Here is a 24,683-nt window from a genome sequence, read left to right as displayed (position 1 = left end):
GGCTGTTGCCGGGGTCGCCCTATCCGTTGGGCGCGACGTTCGATGGCCTCGGCGTCAATTTCGCTATCTTTTCCGCCAATGCCGATGCGATCGAGCTATGCATCTTCGATCCCGCCGGCAAGCGCGAGATCAAGCGCTTCTGGCTGCCCGAATGCACTGATGAGGTGTTCCACGGCTATCTGCCCGACGTGGAGCCCGGCCTCCTCTATGGCTATCGCGCGCACGGGCGGTATGAGCCTGAGGCTGGCCACCGCTTCAATCCCAACAAGCTGCTGCTCGATCCCTATGCGCGAAAGCTCCACGGCCAGATCCGCTGGACCGACGCGCTCCACGGCTATCGCATCGGCTCCCGCCGCGAGGATCTGAGCTTCGACAAGCGCGACAGCGCCGCCGCCATGCCAAAGGCGATGGTGGTCGACGATCATTGGGACTGGTCACGCGATCGCCGCCCCAACACGCCTTGGTCGGAGACGGTCATCTACGAGGCGCACGTCAAGAGCCTGACGAAGCTGATGGAGGAAGTGCCCGCGCGTGATCGCGGCACCTATGCGGCGCTCGGCCACCCCGCCGTCATCCGTCACCTCCAGCGGCTCGGCGTCACCGCGATCGAGCTTCTCCCGATCCAGGCCTTCACGCAGGATCGCTTCCTGCAGGAAAAGGGCCTGCGCAACTATTGGGGCTACAACACGCTCGGCTTCTTCGCCCCCGAGCAGGCCTATATGGCGCGCGAGCAGCAGGACGAGCTTCGCCGCGCCGTCTTCCGCCTCCACCAGGCCGGAATCGAAGTGATCATGGACGTGGTGTACAACCACACCTGCGAGGGCTCGGAACGCGGCCCGACGCTCTCCTGGCGCGGGCTCGACAATGCCAGTTACTATCGCCTCGTCGCGGACAACCCGCGCTACACGATCAACGACACCGGCACCGGCAACACGCTCAACATGAGCAAGGCGCGCGTGATCCAGATGGTCGCGGACAGCTTGCGCTATTGGGCGACCAGCTTCGGCATCGACGGCTTCCGCTTCGATCTCGGCCTCACCCTGGGGCGCGAGGCAACCGGCTTCGATCCCGGCGCCGCCTTCTTCGATGTGGTCCGGCAGGATCCGGTGCTCAGCCGGCTGAAGCTGATCGCCGAGCCGTGGGATGTCGGCCCCGGCGGCTATCAGCTCGGCCATTTCCCGCCCGGTTTCGCCGAATGGAACGACAAGTACCGCGACACGGTGCGCAGCTATTGGAAGGGTGATCCCGGCACCCGCGGCGATCTCGCCGCGCGTCTCTCCGGCTCGGGCGACCTCTTCGACCGCCGCTCCCGCCGCCCCTGGGCCAGCGTCAACTTCCTCGTCGCGCATGACGGCTTCACCCTCGCCGACACGGTGATGTACGAGGAGCGGCACAATGAGGCGAATGGCGAGGATAATCGCGACGGCCACGACAACAACCATTCGCGCAACTGGGGCGCGGAGGGGCCGACCGACGATCCAGCGATCAACGACGCCCGTGGGCGCGTCATGCGCTCGATGATGACCACGTTGCTCGCCTCGCTCGGCACGCCGATGCTGGTCGCTGGCGACGAATTCGGCCGTACGCAGCAAGGCAACAACAACGCTTATTGCCAGGATAACGAAATCAGCTGGCTCGACTGGAATGCCGCCGCGACGCCGGAGGGGCAGCAGCAGATCGATTTCACCGCTCGCCTGACCGAGCTTCGCCGCCGCTACCCCGTGCTGCGCGCGCCGACCTTCCTCTACGGACAGGATTCGCCCGGCCACGGCGTCAACGATGTCGAATGGTGGGACGAGCGGGGCGAGCGGCTCAGCGACGAGGATTGGCAGAATCCCGAGGGCCGCGCGCTGATGATGCGCCGCGCGGCAATGAACGACGCTGGCGAGGTGGAGGCGGTGTCGCTGCTACTCAACGCCAGCAGCGATCCCGTCACCTTCCGCCTGCCAAAGCCCGACACGAAGCGCACCATCCTGATCGACAGTGCCAAGCCCGATCAGGGCGAAATCGACATCGGCAGTGAATATGAGGTCGCGCCGCAGGGCGCCGTCCTCCTCAGCTGGACCAGCGCATGGGAGGAATGAACGCCTGGGGGCCGGAGCCGCTGCCCGACGGCACCACCCGCTTCCGCCTCTGGGCACCGGGCACGCCGCAGGTCGTCCTCGACTGCGACGACACGCATCTGCCGATGACGCCGCAGGACGACGGCTGGCATATCGCTGATCACTCGGCGCCGCCCGGCACCCGCTACCGCTTCCACATCGGCGACACACCTGTCCCCGATCCCGCCTCGCGTCGCCAGCATGGCGGCGTTCACGGCTGGAGCATCGTTCCCGATCACAGCCATGACTGGCGCGTGCCCGAATGGCGCGGCCGCCCGTGGCACGAGGTGGTGATCATGGAGCTTCACGCCGGCACGCTCGGCGGTTTCAGCGGCGTCACCCAGCGCCTCCCTGTCATGGCCGCGCTAGGCGTCACCGCAATCCAGCTCATGCCGATCAACGCCTTCGCCGGCGACCGCGGCTGGGGCTATGACGGTGTCCTGCCCTATGCCGTGCATGAGGCCTATGGCTCCCCCGCCGAGCTGCGCGCGCTGATCGACGCGGCGCACGAACTCGGCCTCAGCGTCTTTCTCGACGTGGTCTACAATCACTTCGGTCCCGACGGTAATTACCTCGGCCTCTATGCCGATCGCTTCTTCCACCGCGACGTCGCCACACCCTGGGGCGGCGCGGTGGCGGTCGACGAGGAACCCGTGGCGCGCTTCTTCATCGACAATGCGCTGATGTGGCTGCGCGACTATCGCTTCGACGGCCTTCGCTTCGACGCGGTCCATGCGATCGACAACCCCAGCTTCCTCGACGCCATGGCTGCCGAGATCCGCGCCGCGCTTCCCAACCGCCACGTCCATCTCGTGCTGGAAAACGAACATAATGACGCGGACCGCCTCCACGCCGCCGCCTATGATGCGCAGTGGAACGACGATTTCCACAACGTCATGCATGTGCTGCTGACCGGCGAGACCAGCGCTTATTATGCCGACTTCGCCGATCGTCCCGCAGAACGCCTCGCCCGCGCGCTATCGCAAGGCTTCATCTACCAGGGCGATCCCTCCCCCAACCAGGACGGCCGCCCCCGCGGCACGCCCAGCGGGCACCTTCCGCCGACCCGCTTCGTCAACTTCCTCCAGAACCACGACCAGGTCGGCAACCGCGCCATGGGAGAGCGGCTGACCCTGCTCACCGATCCGGCAAAGCTGCGCGCGGCCACTGCCCTCATGCTGCTCGCCCCGAACATCCCCTTGCTCTTCATGGGCGAGGAGGAGGGGAGCGAAAGCCCGTTCTTCTTCTTCACCGATTTCCACGACGATCTCGCCGACGCGGTTCGCGAGGGGCGACGGCGGGAGTTCGCCAAATTCCCCGCCTTTGCCGATCCTGCGGCGCGCGAGCGTATTCCTGATCCCAACGCGCCGGAGACGTTCGAAAGCTCACGGCCCCAGCCGGGCCCCGCGGCACCCAGCTGGACGGCACTATACCACCAACTGCTGACGGTCCGCCGCGAACGGATCGTGCCGCAGCTCCACGACGTCCGTTCGCTCGGCGCGGAAGCGACCGGCGATGCGGCGGTTACTGCGCGCTGGCAGCTGGCGGACGGTACAATCTTGACCATGGCGATCGATCTCGCCGACCATCCGGCACCATTGCCCACCATTGCCGGCCAGATCTTCACCATTGATGGCCGTTTCATCGCCGGGATTGCACGGTGAACGCGCTCGATTCCGCCGCCACCGCTGCCGGTCTTCAACGCCAGTGGGTCGACGCCGACGGCCGCCCGCAGCAGGTGCCGGATGCGGTGCTGGAGGCGATCCTCGCGAACCTCGATACCACGCCTCCCACGCACCGTTTCCTCTCCGCCGAGGCCGGCGCCACCCTCCCGCTCGATCGCGCCTACGATCAGGCGCTGCTGGTGCTGGAGGACGGCACCGAGATGCTCGCCCCCATGACGCTCGACGGCGACCTCCAGGCGCCCGACGCGATCGGCTACCATCAGCTTCTCATCGATGGCGACGCGATCACCCTCGCCATCGCCCCCCGCCGCTGTCCGCAGCCGACCGGCCTTGGCTGGGGCGTGGCTGTGCAGATCCCCGCGCTGCGCGGCGCCCGCGACACCTCGTTCGGCGATTTCGGCACGCTCGCACAAAGCGCCGCGGCGCTTGGGCAAGCCGGGTGTAGCGCCCTCGCGATCAGCCCGACGCACGCACTATTTCCCAGCGATCCGCGTCGTTTCAGCCCCTATTCGCCGTCCAGCCGCCTCTTCCACAATGTGCTTCTCGCCGATCCGGGGCTGATCGGCGCCCCCCTCCCGCCAGAGCCCGCCGGGGACCTGATCGACTGGCATTCGGCCATCCCGGCGCGGCTCGCGCACCTTCGCGCCGCGTATGACGCGCGGTCGGATGCGGTGCGCGGGGCGGTCACCGCCTTCCGCCGCGTGCGCGGTCCGGATCTCGAATGCCACGCCCGCTTCGACGCACTGTGCGCCGCCTTCGCCTCCAGCGATTGGCGTGACTGGCCGGCAGCGTACCACGACGCCGATGGCCCCGCGGTCAGCCGCTTTGCCGGGGAAAACCCGCAGGAGATCGGCTTCTACGCCTTCCTCCAATGGCTCGCCAACGAAAGCCTGAAGACGGCGCAGGCCGCCGCGCGCGAGCGTATGGCAACCGGCCTCATCGCCGATCTGGCGGTGGGCGTCAGCCCGTGCGGCAGCGCTGCGTGGAGCCATCCGGCGGATCTTCTCACCGGCCTAACCATCGGCGCGCCGCCCGATCCGCTAGGGCCGGACGGACAGAGCTGGGGCATCACCACCTTCGATCCTTTCGCGCTCGCCCGCGCAGGCTTCGCGCCCTTCATCAAGACGATCCGCGCGGCGCTTGCCCATGCCGGCGGCATCCGGATCGACCATGCGCTCGGCCTCGACCGGCTGTGGGTCATCCCGCAGGGCGCGGCCGCGAGTGAGGGCGCGTACCTCACGATGCCCGGCGCACATCTGAAGCGCATCGTCGCGATCGAGGCGCACCGCGCCGATGCCCTGGTTATCGCCGAGGACCTCGGCACCGTGCCGCCCGGCTTCCGCGACGATCTCGCGGCGCGCGGCATGCTCGGCATGCGCGTCCTCTTGTTCGAGCGTGATGCGGCAGGCGCCTTCGTCCCGCCCGAACGCTGGCCCGGGGCGGCGGTGGCGATGACCGGCACGCACGATACGCCCACGCTCGCCGGCTGGTGGACCGGTCGCGACATCCACTGGGGCCGCCAGCTCGGCCGCGGCGGCATGGACGCTGCGGACCAGCAGCGCACCGCCGAGAAGGCATCGCTGTGGCACGCGATCGGCGGCAGCGGCGACGTACCAGCCGATCCGCCGCTCGATCCGATCCTCGATGCCGTGGCGGCCGCGCCCCAGCCGCTCGCCATCTTTCCGATGGAGGATCTCCTCGGGCTGGAGGAACAGCCGAACCTGCCGGGCACGATCGACGAACACCCCAACTGGCGCCGCCGCATGCCCGATGACACCGCGGCCCTGCTCACCCGGCCGGAAGTCGCCGCGCGCACCCGGCGGCTCTCCGACGTGAGGCCCGGATGATCCCGCGCGCGACCTACCGCCTGCAGTTCCACGTCGGCTTCACCTTCGCCGATGCAGAGGCGATCGTGCCCTATCTCGACGATCTCGGCATCAGCCATGTCTATGCCTCCCCGATCACCAGCGCGGTGCCGGGCTCCACCCACGGCTATGACGTCGTCGATCCCACCCGCATCAATCCCGAGCTTGGCGGTGAGGAGGGCTTCCGCAGCCTCGTCGCGGCGCTTCAGGCGCGCGGCATGGGTGTCATCATCGATATCGTGCCCAACCATATGGGCGTCGCCGACGGGGCCAACCCCTGGTGGAACGACGTGCTGCGTCGAGGCCCAGACAGCGAATACGCCCGCGTGTTCGACATCGACTGGCGTCGCCCGGTCCTGCTCCCCGTGCTCGGCACCCCGCTCCGCCAGGCGCTGGGCGACGGCGCCATCACCCTGGAACGGGACGAGGATCGCTGGACGATCGTTGCTTACGGAGAGCACCGCTTCCCGATCCGTGACGAGGATCAGGCGACAGCGGCCGACGTGCCGCTCGAGGTGCTGCTCGCGCGGCAGCATTACCGGCTCGGCTGGTGGCGAAGCGCGAATGACGAACTCAACTGGCGCCGCTTCTTCGCGATCAACGAACTGGCGGGCGTGCGGGCCGAAGACCCCGCAGTGTTCGATCTTACCCACGCGCTCTACTTCCGCCTGTATGACGAAGGGCTGATCCGGGGCGTGCGCGTCGACCATGTCGACGGCCTCGCCGATCCCGCAGGATATTGCCGCCGGCTGCGCACCCATCTCGGGGAGCAAGCGTGGATCGTGGTCGAGAAGATCCTGGGTCCGGGCGAGGAGATGGCGTCGGATTGGGGCATTCACGGCACCAGCGGTTATGATTTCATGGAGCAGGCCTCAGCCGTGCTCCACGATCCCGCCGGGGCGCTGCCGCTCGGCGCGCTGTGGCACGATGTGAGCAGCCGGCCCGCCGATCTGGCGCCGGAGGAACTGCTTGCCCGGCAGCAGCTCCTCGCCTGGCAATTCACCGGCCAATTGGAAGGCTGCGCCGCCGCCTTCGCTGCGCTTGCCGCCAGCGCGCGCGGCGCCGAAGGTTTCACGGTCGCCATGCTGCGCCGCGCGATCGAGCGGCTGCTGTGGGTCTTCCCGGTCTATCGCACCTACGGCACCGGCAGCAGCGCACCGGCGAACGACGAGGCCGTGCGCGCAGAGGTCCGCCGGCGCGTTGCGCCCCACGTGCCGCCGGGGGAGGAGCCGGTCGTCGCGCTGATCCTCGATTGGCTCGCCGGCACATCGCCGGGTGACACCGCGCTCGCGGCCGAAGCGGTGCGCCGTTTCCAGCAACTCTCCGCCCCGATTGCGGCCAAGGCGCTCGAGGACACCGCCTTCTACCGCTACGGGCGCCTGCTTTCGCGCAACGATGTCGGCTTCGATGCCGCGTGGCTCAGCCTGTCGCCGGCCAAATTCCATGCCGCGATGAAGGATCGCGCAGCGCGCTGGCCGGCGGCGATGCTCACCACCGCGACGCACGATCACAAGCGCGGCGAGGACAGCCGCGCGCGGCTCGCCGTGCTCAGCACCATCCCCGATCGCTGGCGCGCGGAAGTCGCCCGCTGGGAAGCGCTTGCCGATCCGCTCTCCGCCGGCGTCGACCGCGGCGATCGTTACATGCTCTTCCAGTCGCTGCTTGGTGCCTGGCCGGCGACGCCCGAGGCCGATTTCGCTGACCGCATCATCGCCTGGCAGACCAAGGCGCTGCGCGAGGCCAAGCTCCGCTCCTCCTGGGAAGCGCCCGACGAGGCCTATGAGGATCGTTGCAACACGCTCGCCCGTGAACTGATCGGCAGCTCGGACTTTCGCGACGCAATGGACGATTTCGTCCGCGAGATCGCGCCTGCCGCCCTACGCAACACGCTGGCCACCGTCGCGCTGCGCCATACTGTCCCCGGCGTTCCGGATCTCTACCAGGGCGCTGAGCTGGACGACCTCAGCCTGGTCGATCCCGACAACCGCCGACCGGTCGACTTCGCGGCCCGAATCGACGCCCTCGCCGATCCCCCGCCCAAACTGAAGCTCATCCGGGACCTGCTGGCGCACCGCCGCGCGCATCCCGACCTGTTCCTGCGCGGCAGCTACGAACCGGCCGACGTGACGGGCGACGCTACGGTCATCGCCTTCGAACGCCGCGTTGATGGTAGGGCGCTACGGCTCGCCGTCCTTCTCCGCGGATCGACCACTGGCGTTGCAATAACCTTCCCCTCGGGCGCTCAGCGCGATGCCGCTGAGCTGTTCGCCAACAGCGACGTGTGGTTCGAGATCGGCTGAAGCCAGATCGTCATCAGCCTCCCTCATGCCGCAAGCGATCAAGAAAATGATATAACACCCCCTTGATACATTATCTCATGCACTTTAGGGGGTCCTTCCAAGTGCTGGGAGGGCCTTGGTGAAACGAATCTCGATCTTGCTTGCCGGTAGTGCGGCGATCTGTTCCCCTGCGATGGCGCAGGAAGCGCCGCCGAACGACGCTGCTGTTCAGACTATGCCGGCACCCGTCGCCTCGTCCAGCTCAACCCATGTCGAAAATGATCGCGAGATCGTGATCACCGCGCCGTTCGTGCGCGATCTCGATATTCTCGCCGGTAAGTCGGTCATTTCGGGCGATCAGCTCACCCGCGACATTCGCCCGCAGATCGGTGACACCCTGGTCAGCCAGCCCGGCGTCTCCGCCACGTCGTTCGGCCCCGGCGCCTCGCGCCCGGTGCTGCGCGGCTTTCAGGGTGAGCGCGTTCGCGTGTTGACCGACGGGCTTGGCTCGCTCGACGTGTCCAACACCTCGGCCGATCACGCGGTGACGATCGATCCGCTCACGGCCGAGCGGATCGAGATCCTGCGCGGCCCCGCGGTGCTGCTGTTCGGCAGCCAGGCGATCGGCGGCGCCGTCAACGTCATCGATCGGCGCATACCGCGCGTGGTGCCGGAACATGGCTATCACGTCGATGCGACCGGCACTTACGGCTCGGCGGCCGACGAACGCAGTGTCGGCGCCGGCGTCGACGCGGCGCTCTCGTCGCAGATCGTCGTCCATGTCGACGGCAGCTATCGCAAGACCGACGATCTGCGCATCGGTGGCTATCAGCTGTCGCCGGAGCTTCGGTCGGATCTGCTTCACCTCGCGGAGCATCAGGCGGAGGACGGCCATGCCGATGAAGCCGCCGAATCCACGGCGCTTGCCAACCGCCGCGGCCGCCTGCCCAACAGCGGCACGGAAACCTATACGCTGGGTGCCGGCGTCGCGCTGATCAACGACGGCGGCAGCCTCGGTTTCTCGGTCGGCTATTACGACACCAAGTACGGCGTCGCCGAGCGGCCGGAGATCGCCGATCCGCACGGCCACGGCCACGATCATGACGACGGGCACGATCACGGCGACGACCATGGCGGCGGGCATGATCACGACGCCGTCACCATCGGGATGAAGCAGTTCCGCGCCGACATGCGCGGCGAGGTGAACACCTACGGCAGCTTCATCGACAAGATCCGGTTCCGCGCGGGCTTTGCCGACTACGACCATACCGAGTTTGAGGGCGGCGAAGTCGGCACCGTGTTCAACTCGCAAGCCTTTGAGGGCCGGCTGGAACTCGTCCAGGCGGATCGCAACGGCTGGCGCGGCGTCACTGGCTTCCAGGGCTTCACCCGCGACTTCTCTGCCGTGGGTGAGGAGGCGTTCGTCGCACCGAACGTCACCGATCAATACGGCTTCTTCACCCTGCAGGAGTTCAACTTCGGCAAGCTCGGGCTAGAGGCAGCGGCGCGCTACGAACATACCAATGTGCGCGGCACCAACGTGCGCCTGGGGCTGGACGATGACGCACCCGTCGCCACGATCAGCCGCCAGTTCGATGCCTTCTCGGGCGCACTCGGTGTCTCCTACGCGGTCGCCCCGGAAGTGAAGATCGGCATCAACGGCTCGCGCGCCGTGCGTGCGCCGTCGGGCGAGGAGCTGTTCTCCAACGGCTCGCACGTCGCGACCCAGGCCTATGAAGTCGGCAATCCCGATTTCCGCAAGGAGAAGAGCTGGGGCGCGGAGGTCTACGCCCGCGGCGTCGCCGGACCGCTGACCTTCCAGCTGAGCGGCTATGCCACCTGGTTTGACGATTACATATACGAAGGCGAGACCGATCTTGAACGGAACGGCCTGCCGGTGTTCCAATATCGTCAATCCGGCGCGCGCTATTATGGCGTGGAGGGCGAGGTGACGGCCAAGCTCCTGCGCCGTGGCAGCTTTGAGCTCGATGGCAATGTCGTCGCCGATTATGTCCGCGCGACGCTCAACAACGGTGGCGGCCCGGTGCCCCGCATTCCGCCGCTGCGCGTGCTCGCCGGGCTCAGCGCCAGGAGCGGCCCGATCGGCGGCCGCGTCGAGGTGGAGCATGTCACCCCGCAGAACCGCATCGCTGCCTTCGAGACGCCGACCGACGATTTCACCCTCGTCAACGCCTCGCTGTCGTGGAAGCCGTTCGGCACCGAAAGTGAGACGACGCTGATCCTGTCGGCGAACAACATCTTCGATGTCGATGCACGCCGGCACGCGTCCTTCACCAAGGATTTCGTGCCGCTTGCCGGCCGCGACATTCGCGTGGCGGCGCGGATTAGCTTCTGATCCCTGCTTCGGCCGGGCTCAGTTGTGCCCGGCCGAAGGATAGCAGATCGCGCGCATCAGGCCTTTGCGGTCGAACGGCCTCCAATCGTCCTCCGGCTGCGCCAGCCGGTCGGCGATGGCGTAAAGCACGGCCGGGTTGACCGCGAGGCCGCAATGGCTGCCGTGCACCTCGATATTGTCGCTGTTGGCGGCGAACGGCTCCACGCAATTGCGCCAGGAAACGATGCCGTCCTCCCGGCTCCAGATCGCGGTGGAGGGCACCGGCGGCGGCGTGGTCCCCTCACGCAGTTGCGCGCGCGCGACCGGATCGTCGATCTTCTGCCCGCTCAGCAATTCGTAGATGCGCCACACGTTGGTCGCCCGCGGCGTGCCCGCAAAGGGTGAGCCGAGCGAGATCACCTGTCGCACCGCTTCGGGCATCCGCCGGCTCATCACGCGCGCCATCATTCCGCCCAGGCTCCAGCCGACCAGGCTCACCTTGCGTCCCGTCGCGCTGTGAATCTCTTTCACCCGCGCCGCCAGCTTCTCGCCTTCCCGGCCTATCGCACGCGGGCCGAGGTTCAGGCCCAGGTCCCAGCTGTGCACATCATAGCCGAGCCGCGCGAGGTAATGGCGCAGCACCGCCGTTGCCCGGTCGGAGGTGGAGAAGCCCGGCAGCACCAGCACCGGATGGCCGTCGCCGCGCGGCGCGCTCGCCAGCAGCGGCGCCGCCCAGGGCAGCGAACCCAGCTCGAACAATGCTCGCGGCAGTTCCGTCAGCGCCAGGAACGGGGAGGGGGGCTTTGCCGGTGCGGCCGGATCGCTGGCGGCTTTGGCCATGCGCAACGTCTCCTGAAGGATCACAAGGTCAACGCGCACCCAGATGCAAAGTTCGGCGCCCGCTCCCGGATCAGTTAATGTCGAAGCTCGAGCCGCGCTGTTCCGCGGCAGTGCGCGTCGCGTCGTACGCGAGGATCGCCAGGTCGTGGGCATTGCCCGTGCGATCGCGCACTTGGTTGCGCAACAGCGCCTCGCTGCGGAAGCCAAGGCTCTCGAACAGCGCGATCGCGCCTTGCTGGTCCGGCGTCATCGCGGCGGTCAGCTTGGCGAGGCCGCGTTCGTGCGCGACCCGCAACATCGCCTCAAGCAGGTCACGGCCGACCCCGACGCCGCGGCGCTCGTGCGAGACGAGCAGCCGCACCTCGCCGACGTGTGCGGACCAGCCCAGCGGATCCTGCACCAGCGCGGCGGTGCCGACGATCACGCCGTCATCCTCCGCCACCAGGCTGTCGATCCACCCCTCCGCGACCGCGCCGAGCCAGGCCGCGATCACCCGCGGATGCTTCAGGTCGCGGCCAAGGAACAGCAGGTCATGATCCGGCAGGCTGTTGGCGAAGGTGATCATCGCGTCGCGATCGGCAATGCGGAACCCTCTGATACGGTGCGTCATAAGGCCTTTCGGCAAGCCATCCGGCGGGGGCGGGCCCGGTCCGGCCCGCGACGAAGCGGACATCGCCGCCCGTTGGAACGATCGCGTTCGCCTCGATCTTCGTGCGATCGGGCATGATCCATTCCATGCCGCAAAGACTTTCATGGCCCATCGCGAGCGTCAAGGCTGTTGCTGCGGCTCCTGCGACGCGGTGAGCGACGGCGCCCCTGCGGTGGTCTCCAGCTGCGAATCCCCGCCCAGCGTGCGATACAAGGTGACAAGGTTTGTCGCCCGCACCAGCCGGGTCTGCACCACGATCTGCTGTGCGGTGTAGAGCGACCGCTGCGCGTCGAGGCTGGTCAGGAACGTGTCGATCCCGCCGCGATAGCGGGCTTCGGTCAGTCGGAACGTATCGGCCGCGGCGCTCGCGAAGCGCTCGTTCGCGGCAAGCTCCTCGCTCACCGTCCCGCGCCGCGCCAGCGCGTCCGCCACTTCCCGGAACGCTGTCTGGATCGTCCCTTCATAGGTGGCGAGGGCGGCGCGCTGCAGCGCGGTCGCCTGTGCGATCCCCGCCCGCCCGGCGCCCGCGCGGAAGATCGGGTAATCCGCCGCGGCGCTCACATTCTTGGTCAGCGCGCCGCCGGTGAACAGCGAGGAGAGGGCGGTGCTCGCAAAGCTGAACAGCCCCGTCAGCGAGATCGTCGGGAACAGCGCGGCGCGCGCGGCGCCGATCTCGGCGTTGGCGGCGCGCAGGTCATATTCCGCCTGCACCACGTCCGGCCGGCGCAGCAGCACGCGGCTGTCGAGGCCGGCCGGCAGCTCCGCGATCGTGCCCGCGGCTTCTTCGATCGATCGCGGCAGCAGCGCCGGATCGACGGGCGCGCCGACCAGCAGCTGAAGCGCGTTCACGTCCTGCGCGATCGCGGTCCGCTGGCTGGCGATATTCGCCTCTGCCGTGGCCAGGATTTGCTCCGCTTGCCGCAGGTCCGTGCGCGGCGCGATTCCGCCTTCCACCCGTGCGCGCGTCAGTTGCACCGACCGCCGCGCGATCGCGGCCGTGTCTTCGGCCAGCTTCATCAGGCTCTGATCCGCGGCATAGGTCAGCCACGCCCCCGCCACATCACCCGTCAGCGTCAGGCGGACGGCGCGCGCCGCGGCCTCCTGCGAGAAATAGCGGTTGAGCGCCGCGTCGCTCAGTGATCGCACGCGGCCGAACAGGTCCAGCTCGAACGCATTGACGCCGGCCCGCGCGGTGTAGGTCGTCCCGCCGACGGTGAAGGCGCCGCCGGCCGCCGCGGCGCCTACTTCGCGGCGGTTGATGGCGCCGCCCACGTCGATCTGCGGGAACAGCTCGGCGCGCTGGATGCGATATTGCGCCCGCGCTGCCTCGATGTTCGCCACCGACGCGCGCAGGTTGCGATTGTTCGCCAGCGCCTGGTCGATCAGTTGCTGCAGCCGCGCATCGCGGAAGATGTCGCGATAGGAAACGCTGGGCAGCGCCGCCTCGGTCTGGCGCAGATAGGCGTCGCCCACCGGCCAGGACGCCGGCACCGGAAGTGCCGGCTGGACGTACTTTGGCGCCATGCTGCATGCCGCCAGGCCATTGCCGATCAGCGCCGTGCCGAGAAGGAGCGGGACAAGGCGGCGCATCACGATTGCTCCAGGCGCGGCGTGCCGCCGGGCGGCAGATTGTCGTCGGCCGGCGGGTGGTAGCCCGGCTCCTTCCCGCGCATTCGTGCCATGGTGTCACGGAAGCCGCGCCGCACCAGCACGAAGAACAGCGGGATGTAGAAGATCGCCAGCACCGTCGCGGTCAGCATGCCGCCGATCACCGCGGTGCCGATCGCGATACGGCTGTTCGCGCCAGCGCCGGTCGAGATCGCCAGCGGCAGCACGCCGAAGATGAAGGCAAGGCTGGTCATCAGGATCGGGCGCAGGCGGATCCGGGCGGCGGTCAGTGCGGCATCGATCACCCGCGCGCCCTTCTTCTCTTCCTGCTCGGCGAACTCGATCATCAGGATCGCGTTCTTCGCCGCGAGGCCCATCGTCGTCAGCAGGCCGATCTGCAGATATACGTCGTTGGTCAGCCCCCGCAGCGTGACGAAGGCGACCGCACCGATCAGGCCGAGCGGGATGACGAGCAGCACCGCGATCGGGATCGACCAGCTCTCGTACAGCGCCGCAAGGCACAGGAAGACGACGATGATCGACAGGCCGTAGAGTAGCGGCGCCTGTCCCGACGACAGCCGTTGCTGATAGGAAATGCCGGCCCAGGCGATGCTCGTCCCCGGGATCTGGCTGGCCAGTTCCTCGATCCGCGCCATTGCGTCGCCCGAGCTGCCGCCCGCGCTTTGCCCCTGGAATTCGAACGATTCGATGCCGTTGAAGCGCGAGACGGTGGTCGGCGCCTGCGACCAGCCGGTGGTCGCGAAGCTGGAGAAGGGCGCCATCTGCCCGTTCTGCCCGCGCACGAACCATTGGTAGAGGTCGTCGGGCGCCTCGCGATAAGGCGCGTCGCCCTGCACGTACACGCGCTTCACGCGTCCGCGATCGACGAAATCGTTGACGTACCGGCCACCCCAGGCGGTCGAGAGCGTTGTGTTCACATCGGTCTGCGAGATGCCGAGCGCGGCGATGCGCTGCGGATCGGTCTTCACCTGCAACGTGCCGATATCGGGCAGTTCGCTGAGGCGCACCCCGGTCAGCTTCGGATCGGCATTGGCCGCCGCCAGCAGCTTGTCGCGGGCCGCGGCGAACTCAGCCTTGCTCAGCCCACCGGTGTTCTGGAGCTCGAGCGTGAAGCCTTCGGACTGGCCGAGGCCGCGGATCGCCGGCGGCACCAGCGCGAACACCTGTGCGTCGCGCAGGGCGCGGAACGCCGCGGCGGCACGCGCCACGATCGCGTCGGCGGAGTTTTCCTTGCCCTTGCGGTCGGCCCAGTCGGTCAGCTGGACGAAGCCCTGGCCCGTATTCTGCCCGCTGACGCCGCCGCCACCGCCGCCGGAGACGGTGAACAGCGTCTTCACGTTGTTCTTCTCGTACGTCTCGAAATACTTCTCCACCTGCCGCTGCACCTGCATCGTCCGGCCGAGCGTCGCGCCGGCCGGCAGGCGATATTGCACGATCACGCCGCCCTGGTCCTCGGTCGGCAGGAAGCCGGTCGGGAGGCGAAGGAACAGCACCGCCAGCAAGCCGACGGTGGCGAGATACACCGCCACGAACAGCCACTTGCGATCCACCACGCGGCGCACCGCGGTCACGTAGCGCTCGGTGCCGCGCTCGAAGCTGGTGTTGAACCAGTCGCGCGCACGCTCCAGCCGCTCGTTCACCCACGCAAACCGGCTGCGCTTGGGCGTCTCGCCGTCGCCATTCTTGGCGTGCCGCTGGCGCAGCAGTGTCGCGGTAAGGGCCGGGGAGAGGATGATCGCCACCGCCACGGACAGCACCATCGCGGAGATGATGGTGATCGAGAACTGGCGATAGATGACGCCGGTCGATCCGCCGAAGAACGCCATCGGCAGGAAAACCGCCGACAGCACCAGCGCGATCGCCACCAGCGCCACGGTAATCTCGCGCATCGACTCGATCGTCGCTTCGCGCGGCGTCATCTCCGGGTTTTCCTCGAGCAACCGCTCGACGTTCTCCACCACGACGATCGCGTCGTCGACGAGCAGGCCGATCGCCAGCACCAGGCCGAACAGCGTCAGCGTGTTGATCGAGAAGCCGGCGAGATAGAAGACGGCGAAGGTCCCCAGCAGCACCACCGGCACCGCGATCGTCGGGATCAGCGTCGCGCGCCAGCTCTGCAGGAACACGAACATGACGATGATGACGAGGATGATGGCCTCGATCAGCGTCTTCACCACCTCGTCGATCGACAGCTTGATGAACGCGGTGGAATCGTTCGAATAGGCAACCCGCATGTTCGGCGGATAGGTCTTGGCGACGCGCGCGATCTCCGCCTTCACCAGTTCCGCGGTCTTTAGCGCATCGGCGCCGGGGGCGAGCAGCACCGCGATGCCGGCGCCCGGATGGCCGTTGATCCGGCTGCTCGCATTATAGCTTTCGGAGCCGAGCTCGACGCGCGCGACATCGCCGACGCGCACCGTCGCGCCGGAGGGCAGCGTCTTCAGGATGATGTCACGGAACTGCTGCGGCGTCTGCAGGCGCGATTGCGCCGTCACCGTCGCGTTCAGCATCTGCGTGTTCGGCATCGGCTGGCCGCCGATCTCGCCTGCCGCGACTTCCGTGTTCTGCGTCTGGATCGCGCTGATCACGTCACCCGGCATCAGCTGGAAACTGGCGAGCTTCGCCGGATCCAGCCAGATGCGCATCGCGTACTGCGAACCGAACACGTTGGTGTCGCCGACGCCCGGCACGCGGCCAAGCGGATCCTGCAGCGTCGAAACCATGAGGTCGGAGACGTCACGGTTCGTCATCTGGTCGCTGGCGTCATAGACGCCCGCGATCAGCAGGAAGTCGGGGTTCGACTTGCGCACCACCACGCCCTGCTGCTGCACCTGCGCCGGCAGGCGGCTCAGCGCCTGCTGGATCTGGTTCTGCACCTGCACCTGCGCGATGTCGGGATCGGTGCCCTTCGCGAAGGTGGCGGTGATCGAGACGGAGCCGCGCGAGGAGGAGGAGGAGGAGAAATACAGCAGCCCGTCGATGCCGGTCAGCTGCTGTTCCAGGATCTGGGTGACCGAATTCTCAATCGTCTCGGCATTGGCGCCGGGATACGTGGCGCGGATCGACACCTGCGGCGGCGCCACGTCGGGATATTGCGCGATCGGCAGCGACAGGATCGCGCCCACGCCCGCCATCATCACGATGATCGCGAGCACCCAGGCAAAGATCGGCCGGTCAATGAAAATGCGTGACACGTTAGGCGGCCTTGCCCTTGGCCTGCTGTTGCTGCTGCTTCAGCTGTTCGGGCGACGGTGGACGCACGATCTCCGGGGACGAGGCCGGCACCGGGCGCAGATCCGCGCCCTGACGCAGATTGCCCGTGCTCTGCGTGATCACCTTGTCGCCCGGGCGCAGGCCGCCGGTGACGACCCAGTTCTCGCCGATCGCCCGGCCCGCCTTCACAGTGCGCTGAACCGCCTTGTTGTTCGGCCCGACGATCCATACCGTGGCGTTGCCCTGCGGATCGCGCGAGACGGCCTGCTGCGGCACCAGGAAGGCGCTTGCGTCGATCGCCTGGGCGAACACCGCCTGCACGAACATGCCCGGCAGCAGCAGTGCATTTGGATTGGGGAAGCGCGCACGCATCGTCACCGTGCCGGTCTGCTCGTCGACCACCACTTCGGAGAATTCGACCACGCCGGTCGCGCCGTAATCGGCGCCGTCGGGCAGCTTCAGCCGCACCGTGGCGGTCGCCGGCAGCACGCCGCCGCTGGAAAGCGCGCGGCGCAGCTGCAGCATCGATGCTGCCGATTGCTGGATATCGACATAGATCGGGTCGAGCTGCTGGATCGATGCCAGCGGATCGGCCTGGCTCGTCGTCACCAGCGCGCCGACGGTGAAGATCGATCGCCCGATCCGCCCGGTGATCGGCGCCGGCACGGTGGTGAAGCGAAGGTTGATGCGCGCCGTTTCCAGCTGTGCCCGGTTCTGCGCGATCGCGGCCTCGGCCTGGCGCTGCGTCGCGACCGCGTCGGTATAGTCCTGCTTGCTCACCGCCTCGATCTGGGCGAGCGGGCGAAGCCGCTCGGCGCGGATCCGCGCGGCTTCCGCAGTGGCGCTCGCGCTGGCGACATTGGCCTGTGCCTCATTGGCGGCGGCGCGATAGAGGCTGGGGTCGATCTGGTAGAGCGGCTGGCCCTGGCGGACGACCGACCCTTCCTTGAAGAAGCGCTTCTGGATGATGCCGCTCACCTGCGGCCGCACCTCGGAACTGCGATAGGCGACGGTCCGCCCGGGCAGCTCGGTGATCAGCGGCACGCGCGTCGGCTGGACGACGACATAGCCGACCTGCGCCGGCCCGCCCCCGGGCCCGCCGGGTCCGCCCGCTCCCTTGCCTTCGCTTGCCTGTTCTCCGCCGCTGCATGCGGCCAGCACCAGCGCCCCCGCCAGGGCGAGCCCTCGTCCGTTCATCAGATGCATCAATCCCGCTCGCAGCCCGTCGCTCTCATCAACGGACAAGCCGCCTCGCCGCGCTGAACAAACAGACGATGCATTATATCCCGTTCTCCGCAAGAGGGCTGCTTTCTCCGCATGAGGATCGCTCCAGCGCGGCGCCGCGACACCGCGGAAACTTATTGAAACGCTGGGCGATAGTGACGGCCGTAACCGCTTTCGAAGCGCCGTTCCACCCCTCGTCGTTGAGGATTATTACGTAGTCATCGCAACCTTTTGCCTGTGGCATCGTTAGCCGGAGCGGAGGGGGTATAGCCAAAGATGCAGCCCCGCCGGTACGAGAAGGGGCAGTGCGTGGGGTTCAATTCCGGGTGTCATCGCTGGTTGGCTGCTGCGTTGCTTGCGGCATCGACGGCAGCCGGCGGACAGATGGCAAAGCCCGGCACCGCGCCGGCGCAGGGGCCGGATGCGCCGAAGCCACGTCCGGGCGACAACCAGACGTCCGCTCAGCCAGCGCCGGGAACGCCGGCGGTTGATCCGCAGGGCAATGCCCCCATCGTCCCCGATGCGACCTTCGATGCCGCACTCCCGCCGCTGTCGAACGACATCAATGCGCCGCTCGAGCCGATGCCGGCGGACGCCGGCACGCCGGCACAGCCACCGATCACGTCCGCACCTGCCACTTCAGCGCCATCCACCGCCACGCCGGCCCCGATCGTTCCGACCGGCACCATGCCGCCGCCGGCACCGCTCGATGGCGAACTGGCGCAGCCGCTCACCCCGCTCAGCAGCACCGACACGGTTCCGCTGGTGACCGCCGCCGATGTCGCCGACGCGGATGCACCCGAGATCCGCTACGAAACCGAAGTCCGCGGCCTTGCGGATATTGGGCTGGAAGGCGAGTTCAAGTCGCTGTCGGCGTTGCGGGAAGGCGACGGAAAGGCCGCCAACGCCACGCAGGTGAATGCCCGCGCCCAGGAGGATGCGCAGCTCGCCATCCGCCTGATGAAATCGATGGGCTATTATGATGGCGTCGCCACTTCCACGCTGGAGGCGGTTCCCGGTGAGCCCGGCCGCCTTCGCGTTGTCATCGCCGCCACGCCCGGTCCGCTCTTCACGCTGGCCAAGGTCACGGTCGACGCCGATCCGACGGTGCCGCCGGACCTCGTGCGCACCCAGCTGCCGCTCAAGGTCGGTGATCCGATCGAGGCGGCCCGGATCCAGGGTGCGGAGGCCAACGTCAGCCTCGTCCTGCCGCAGCGCGGCTATCCCTTCGTAAAGGTGGGTGAGCGCGACATCCTGCTCGATGATGAGACGTTCACGGGCGATTACACGCTTCCGGTGGAAACCGGCCCGCGTTCGTCGTTCGGTCGGCTGCGCATGGAGGGCGATCCGGTCTTCGATCTCGATCACCTCTCGATCTTCCCGCGCTTCAAGCAGGGGCAGCTCTACGACAATCGCCTGGCCGACGATCTGCGCGAGGCGCTGGTCGCGACCGGCCTGTTCGATCGCGTGGGCGTGGAACCGGTGCGCACGGGGCAGCCGGGGCCCGACGGCACCGAGCAGGTGGATCTGCTGGTCAAGCAGGCAAAGGGCAAGTGGCGCAGCCTCGGCGGCAGCGCCGGCTATGGCACTGGGGAGGGCGTGAAGCTCGCCGGCGGCTGGACGCACCGCAATCTCTTCCCACCCGAAGGCGCCGTCATCCTCGCCGCAGTCGCCGGTACGCAGCAGCAGGGCGCGGCAGCCACGTTCCGGCGGCAGAATGCGGGCAAGCGCGACCGCACCTTTGCCGCCGGCATCACCGCCGATCACTCCAACTATGATGCGTTCGACGCCTTCACCGGCACGGCCTATGCGCGCTGGTCATACGATTCCACGCCGATCTGGCAGAAGCGTTTCACCTATGTGTTCGGCGGCGAACTCGTCCTCACCAACGAAAGCGTGTTCGACTTCGAGCGCAACGAGCGCGTCCGCCGCACCTATGGCATCGCCGCGATCCCCACGCAGGCCGTGTGGGATACGTCGAACGATCTGCTCAACCCGACGAAGGGGTATCGCCTGAAGCTCAATCTCAGCCCGGAAACCTCCGTTCAGGGCGAGGTGCGCCCCTATGCCCGCACGATGGTGGAGGCGACCGCCTATGTGCCGGTCAGCGACAGCCTCGTTATCGCGGGGCGCGCACGTGCCGGCTCGATCTTCGGCATCGCGCGCGACGATATCGCGCCGTCGCGGCGCTATTACGGCGGCGGCGGCGGCTCGGTCCGTGGCTATGGCTATCAGCGGCTCGGCCCGCTCGAGCCGGTCTCCACACTGATCCCCGACGAAGACGGCAACATCGATTACGCCGATCTGCGCCCGATCGGCGGCCGCAGCATCAACGAATTCTCGCTGGAGGCGCGCTACCGCTTCGGCAATTTCGGCATCGTCCCCTTCATCGATGCCGGCAATGCCTATGAAAGTACCTTCCCCAAGGCGTCGGACTTGCGCTTCGGCGCTGGCATCGGCGGGCGGTTCTACACCAATTTTGGGCCGATGCGCGTCGACGTCGCGACACCGCTGAACCCGCGGCCGGGTGATCCGAAGATCGCGCTCTACGTCTCCGTCGGTCAGGCATTCTGATGGCCATGGACAACGCCCAGACCGTCCCGGCCGAGGAAGTCACCGTTCACCGGCCGCTCTGGCAGCGCATCCTGAAGTGGATCGGGATCGCGCTGCTCGTGCTCCTGTTCCTGCTCGTCGCGATCATCTTCGGCATCAACACCGATCCGGGCCGCCGCCTCGTGGCGGACCAGATCGGTGGGTACCGCACCGCCGGCGGGCTCAACATCAAGGTCGGGCGGATCGACGGCTCGCTCTACGGCCGCATGGTGCTCAGCGACGTGCGCGTCAGCGATCCGAAGGGCGTGTTCATTTCCTCGCCGCGGCTCGATGTGGACTGGCGGCCGTTCTCGTTCATCAACAACCACGTCAACGTGAAGAGCTTGGAAAGCCAGCTCATCACCATGACGCGCAATCCCGAATTCATCCCGCAGCCGAGTGACCCCAACGCGCCGCTGCTGCCCGATCTCGATATCGATATCGATCGGCTTCGCGTCGCCCGCTTCGTCATGGAGCCCGCGGTCGCGGGGCAGCGCCACATCGCGCAGATCAACGGCGCGGCACATATCGCCGATCGCCGCGCGCAGCTGACGGTCGACGCTGGCGCATTGCGTGCGCCCGGCATCGCAGGCGGCGACACGCTGAAGCTCCGGCTCGATGCCGTGCCGGACGAGAACAAGCTTGATATCGATGCGCGCCTCTTCGCGCCGGCGGGCGGCCTCGTCTCTGGCCTCGCCGGCACCAAGGCGCCGCTCACCGCCACGATCGACGGGCGCGGCGACTGGAAGTCGTGGCAGGGCAAGGCCGTCGCGACGCTGGGCGCCGGCCGGCTCGCCGATCTGAACCTCTCGGCGCGCAACGGGCATATCGAGATTCGCGGCGCCACGCGCCCCGGACTCTATCTCGAGGGGCCGGTCGAACGTCTCACCGCGCCGCAGCTCGATGTCGCGATTGACACTACGTTGGCAGAACGCCGGGCCGATACCCGCGTCAAGCTCACCTCCTCGGCGCTCGCTGTAGACGCTGGCGGCATCCTCGATTTCGCCAACAGCCAGTTCGGCAATTTCGCGGTCGATGCGAAGCTGCTCACCCCCGGTGCGATAGCGCCTAACCTGCGCGGTCGCGACGTGCTCGCGCGCGTCGTCCTGAACGGCGCATTCGCCACGCCCACCGTCGATTACAAGGTCCGCGCCACCGCGCTGGGCTTCGCCGAAACCACGGTCGAGAACCTTTATGCCGAGGGGCTCGCGCGGGTCGACGCCGATCGCATCATGGTGCCGGTGCACGCCCGCGCGCGGCGGATCAGCGGCCTCAACCCGGCGCTCGGCGGGCTGACCACCAATGTGCGGATCGACGGCGATCTCGCGATCGACATGCCGACCATCCTGTCGGACAATCTGCGCATCCGGTCGGATACGATCGATGCCACCGCGATCGTCGCCGCCAACATGGAAACGGGGCGCTACACCGGCGCGCTGAAGGGCCGGGTCAACAATTTCCGCGTCGAAAGCGTCGGCATCATCAATCTCAACACCGATGCCGAACTGGTGACGAAGCCCAACGGCGGCTTCGGCATCGTCGGCCGGGTCGGCATCCAGACGCGTCAGATCTTCAACGATGGCGTGCGCAGCTTCCTCGGCGGCAATGCCACGATCTTCAGCAACTTCGGCTATGATACCGACGGCATCGTCACCTTCCGCAGTCTGAAGGTGAACGCGCCGCAATTCCGCGTGACGAACGGGCAGGGCCGGTACGACCTCAATACCGGCGCGGTGCTCGTCTCGGCAGACGCTTATTCGAACCAATACGGTCCCTTGTCCGCGCGCGTCACCGGCAGCGCTGCTGCGCCGGTGGTGACGCTGCGTGCCCCGCGGCCCGGGGTCGGCGTCGGTCTCGTCGATCTCAATGCGCGCATCGTCGGCCGCGGCGGCGCCTACGCGGTGACGGCGACCGGTGGCACCACCTACGGCCCATTCACCGCAGACGTTCTGGTGCGGCCGGGCGCGCAACTTGCGATCGACATCCGGCGTATCGTCTTTGCCGGCGTCAACTTCTCCGGCCGTGTCGTGCAGACCGCGGCGGGGCCCTTCTCAGGCCGGGTACAATTCGCCGGCTCTGGCCTCACGGGTGCAGTCCAGCTCGGCGCGCAGGGCAAATACCAGCGCGCCGACGTCAACGCCCGCGCCTATGCCGCCACCATCCCGGGCGACGTCGATTTCGTAATCGGCCGCGCCCTCGTGACGGCAAGCATCGTGCTGTACGATACGCCGCAGGTGGTCGCCGACGCGCAGGTCGCCGACCTCCGCTACGGCCCGACGGTGATCCAGACTGGCCGGGTTAAGGTGAACTATGCCGGCGGGCGCGGCACGGCGCAGGCGCTGTTCACCGGTTCGAACGGCGTGCCGTTCCGCCTCGCCGCCAACGCCCGGCTTGCGCCCAACGACTATCTCGTCGCGCTGCAGGGCCAGGCAAATGCGATCAACTTCCGCACCGGAAACCCTGCGCGGATCACCGCCAGCAACGGCACCTATCGCCTCGCGCCGACGCAGATCCTGTTCGATCAGGGCCGTGCGCGGATCGCCGGCACCTATGGCAGCGGCGTCACCGCGCAGCTGCGGCTCGATGCGCTCGATCTCTCGGTCGCGAATGCGCTGGTTCCGAATCTCGGCATCGGCGGCAAGGCAACCGGCAGCCTCGATTTCGCGCAGGCGAATGCCAGTGCGTTCCCGCAGGCCGATGTGCGCCTGGCGATCAACGGCTTCACCCGCTCCAGCCTCGCCACCGTGTCGGATCCGGTCGACGTGGTCTTCGCCGGTCGCCTCGTCAGCGACGGCGCGGAAGCACGCGCGCTGTTCAAGCGCGGGCCGACCACCGTCGGACGGATGCAGGCTTTCCTTCGCCCGCTCGGCGCCGGCGGTTCGTGGGTGTCGCGCCTGATGGCCGCGCCGCTCAGCGGCGGCATCCGCTACAATGGCCCGTCGGGCGTGCTGTTCAGCCTGGCGGCGCTCCCGGAACAGCAGCTCAGCGGCCCGATCGCGATCGCCGCTGATTTCGGCGGCCGCCTGTCCGCGCCGCGGCTGAACGGCGTGATCCGCGCCGATGCGCTCACCTACGACAATGAAACGTACGGCACGCGCCTGTCGCAGATGGCGATCCGTGCGCGCTTCAATAACGATCGGCTGCAGCTCGACAGCCTCACCGCGCGGGCCGGCAGCGGCACCGTCCAGGCACAGGGCTATGTCAGCCTCGCCGCGGAGCAGGGCTATCCGCTTCAGATCGACGCGCGCCTTAACGATGCGCAGCTCGCCCGATCGGATTCGATCGGCGCCACCGCCACCGGCACGGTGTCGATCACCAACGGGCGCGGTGGCGGCCTGATCAAGGCCGATCTCACCATCCCCGAGGCACGCTACGAGATCATCCGTCAGGGCGCGGCCGAGGTGCCCGAGCTCACCGGCGTGCGTCGCAAGAGCGACATTCGCCCCGCGCGCATCACCGATCGCCCGCCGCCCGCATCTCCGCCGGGCCTGTTCCGCCTCGACATGCGGATCCGTGCGGACAACCGCCTGTTCGTCTCCGGCATGGGGCTGGAAAGCGAATGGGAGGCCGACATCCGCGTCGGCGGCACTTCCGCTGCCCCGACGATCAGTGGCGGGCTCGATATCGTGCGCGGCACCTATTCCTTCGCCGGCAAGCGCTTCGAGGTGGATCGCGGCCGCATCCGCTTCGTCGGCGGCCCGCTGACGGATCCGGAGATCGATATCCGCGCGACGACGGTCAACGCGGGTACCACTTTCGTCATCAGCATTACCGGCACCGGCCAGCGCCCGCAGATCAGCTTCACCTCCACGCCCAGCCTGCCGCAGGACGAGGTGCTGAGCCGCCTGCTCTTCGGCACCAACCCGGAGAATCTGTCGGCGACCGAGGCGATCCAGCTAGCCGCAGCGCTCAACTCGCTGCGCGGCTCGGGCGGCGGCTTGAACCCGCTCGGCAAGCTGCGCTCCGCCACCGGCTTCGATCGCCTGCGCATCCTCGGCGCGGACGAAGCGACCGGCCGTGGCAGCGCGCTGGCGGCGGGCAAGTACCTCACCGACAACATCTATATCGAGATCGTGACCGACGCTCGCGGCTTCACCGCGACGCAGCTCACCATCGCGCTCACCAAGTCGCTGAGCCTGCTCACCCAGGCGGGCTCGTTCGGCGGATCGAACGCGGAGCTTCGCTACTCGAAGGATTATTGAGGGTAGGTCAGGCATCGTGCGCCGCCCGTGATGATGGGCGGGGCACTACGCCGACGCCCCGGTGGCGA

General features: G+C 67.9%; 12 protein-coding genes. 7 read left to right on the top strand and 5 right to left on the bottom strand.

Going from position 1 to position 24,683, the window contains the following annotated elements; genetic code table 11:
* Positions 1 to 5: 5 nt before the first annotated feature.
* From glgX to ACH0CP_RS14205, 5 genes are all read left to right on the top strand, one after another.
* Entirely contained in the window at positions 6 to 2,084 is a 2,079-nt protein-coding gene (gene glgX / locus ACH0CP_RS14225; RefSeq protein ID WP_406875531.1) for a glycogen debranching protein GlgX, read from the top strand.
* Positions 2,072 to 3,766 (top strand): malto-oligosyltrehalose trehalohydrolase, encoded by a 1,695-nt coding sequence (gene treZ, locus ACH0CP_RS14220; RefSeq protein ID WP_406875532.1) that lies wholly within the window; start codon positions 2,072 to 2,074, stop codon positions 3,764 to 3,766. Before glgX ends, treZ begins: the two co-directional genes overlap by 13 nt.
* Complete coding sequence (gene malQ / locus ACH0CP_RS14215; RefSeq protein ID WP_294442382.1) at positions 3,763 to 5,634, top strand: 4-alpha-glucanotransferase; 1,872 nt, start codon at positions 3,763 to 3,765, stop codon at positions 5,632 to 5,634. Before treZ ends, malQ begins: the two co-directional genes overlap by 4 nt.
* Positions 5,631 to 7,952 carry a malto-oligosyltrehalose synthase gene (gene treY, locus ACH0CP_RS14210; protein ID WP_294442383.1) on the top strand — a complete coding sequence of 774 codons (2,322 nt, stop codon included), beginning with the start codon at positions 5,631 to 5,633 and terminating at the stop codon, positions 7,950 to 7,952. The genes malQ and treY overlap by 4 nt, the downstream gene beginning before the upstream one ends.
* Positions 7,953 to 8,070: 118 nt before the next feature.
* Complete coding sequence (locus ACH0CP_RS14205; RefSeq protein ID WP_406889640.1) at positions 8,071 to 10,287, top strand: TonB-dependent receptor; 2,217 nt, start codon at positions 8,071 to 8,073, stop codon at positions 10,285 to 10,287.
* A gap of 18 nt (positions 10,288 to 10,305) precedes the next feature.
* On the opposite strand, the gene ACH0CP_RS14200 is transcribed toward ACH0CP_RS14205, so the two are convergent.
* The 5 genes from ACH0CP_RS14200 to ACH0CP_RS14180 all read right to left on the bottom strand — a co-directional run bounded on the left by ACH0CP_RS14200 (position 10,306) and on the right by ACH0CP_RS14180 (position 17,803).
* Positions 10,306 to 11,106 carry an alpha/beta fold hydrolase gene (locus ACH0CP_RS14200; protein WP_294442385.1) on the bottom strand — a complete coding sequence of 267 codons (801 nt, stop codon included), beginning with the start codon at positions 11,104 to 11,106 and terminating at the stop codon, positions 10,306 to 10,308.
* A gap of 70 nt (positions 11,107 to 11,176) precedes the next feature.
* Positions 11,177 to 11,716, bottom strand: a complete 540-nt coding sequence (locus tag ACH0CP_RS14195; protein WP_294442386.1) for a GNAT family N-acetyltransferase — start codon at positions 11,714 to 11,716, stop codon at positions 11,177 to 11,179.
* A 159-nt stretch (positions 11,717 to 11,875) separates the two neighbouring features.
* Positions 11,876 to 13,345 carry an efflux transporter outer membrane subunit gene (locus ACH0CP_RS14190; RefSeq protein WP_294442388.1) on the bottom strand — a complete coding sequence of 490 codons (1,470 nt, stop codon included), beginning with the start codon at positions 13,343 to 13,345 and terminating at the stop codon, positions 11,876 to 11,878.
* Positions 13,345 to 16,521, bottom strand: coding sequence for a multidrug efflux RND transporter permease subunit (locus tag ACH0CP_RS14185; protein WP_406875549.1), 3,177 nt, complete (start codon positions 16,519 to 16,521; stop codon positions 13,345 to 13,347). Before ACH0CP_RS14185 ends, ACH0CP_RS14190 begins: the two co-directional genes overlap by 1 nt.
* Positions 16,522 to 16,579: 58 nt before the next feature.
* The gene (locus ACH0CP_RS14180; RefSeq protein WP_294442390.1) at positions 16,580 to 17,803 is read right to left on the bottom strand and encodes an efflux RND transporter periplasmic adaptor subunit; all 1,224 of its coding nucleotides are present in this window, start codon (positions 17,801 to 17,803) and stop codon (positions 16,580 to 16,582) included.
* Positions 17,804 to 18,205: 402 nt separating this feature from the next.
* Between ACH0CP_RS14180 and ACH0CP_RS14175 the strand changes: the two genes are divergently transcribed.
* Complete coding sequence (locus tag ACH0CP_RS14175; protein ID WP_294442391.1) at positions 18,206 to 20,395, top strand: autotransporter assembly complex family protein; 2,190 nt, start codon at positions 18,206 to 18,208, stop codon at positions 20,393 to 20,395.
* Positions 20,395 to 24,615, top strand: a complete 4,221-nt coding sequence (locus tag ACH0CP_RS14170) for a translocation/assembly module TamB domain-containing protein (RefSeq protein WP_406893923.1) — start codon at positions 20,395 to 20,397, stop codon at positions 24,613 to 24,615. Before ACH0CP_RS14175 ends, ACH0CP_RS14170 begins: the two co-directional genes overlap by 1 nt.
* Positions 24,616 to 24,683: the final 68 nt, after the last annotated feature.

The organism is Sphingomonas sp. 179-I 2A4 NHS, from assembly GCF_045369135.1.
GTDB lineage: Bacteria > Pseudomonadota > Alphaproteobacteria > Sphingomonadales > Sphingomonadaceae > Sphingomonas.
This window is presented reverse-complemented; position numbering and strand designations above follow the sequence as displayed.

Excerpts from the sequence above, each read along its gene's own strand:
- treY (WP_294442383.1), top strand. The coding sequence starts at position 5,631 with ATGATCCCGCGCGCGACCTACCGCCTGCAGTTCCACGTCGGCTTCACC.
- ACH0CP_RS14195 (WP_294442386.1), bottom strand. The coding sequence starts at position 11,716 with ATGACGCACCGTATCAGAGGGTTCCGCATTGCCGATCGCGACGCGATG.
- ACH0CP_RS14170 (WP_406893923.1), top strand. The coding sequence starts at position 20,395 with ATGGCCATGGACAACGCCCAGACCGTCCCGGCCGAGGAAGTCACCGTT.
- treZ (WP_406875532.1), top strand. The coding sequence starts at position 2,072 with ATGGGAGGAATGAACGCCTGGGGGCCGGAGCCGCTGCCCGACGGCACC.
- ACH0CP_RS14180 (WP_294442390.1), bottom strand. The coding sequence starts at position 17,803 with ATGCATCTGATGAACGGACGAGGGCTCGCCCTGGCGGGGGCGCTGGTG.
- ACH0CP_RS14175 (WP_294442391.1), top strand. The coding sequence starts at position 18,206 with ATGGCAAAGCCCGGCACCGCGCCGGCGCAGGGGCCGGATGCGCCGAAG.
- ACH0CP_RS14190 (WP_294442388.1), bottom strand. The coding sequence starts at position 13,345 with ATGCGCCGCCTTGTCCCGCTCCTTCTCGGCACGGCGCTGATCGGCAAT.
- ACH0CP_RS14200 (WP_294442385.1), bottom strand. The coding sequence starts at position 11,106 with ATGGCCAAAGCCGCCAGCGATCCGGCCGCACCGGCAAAGCCCCCCTCC.
- ACH0CP_RS14185 (WP_406875549.1), bottom strand. The coding sequence starts at position 16,521 with ATGATGGCGGGCGTGGGCGCGATCCTGTCGCTGCCGATCGCGCAATAT.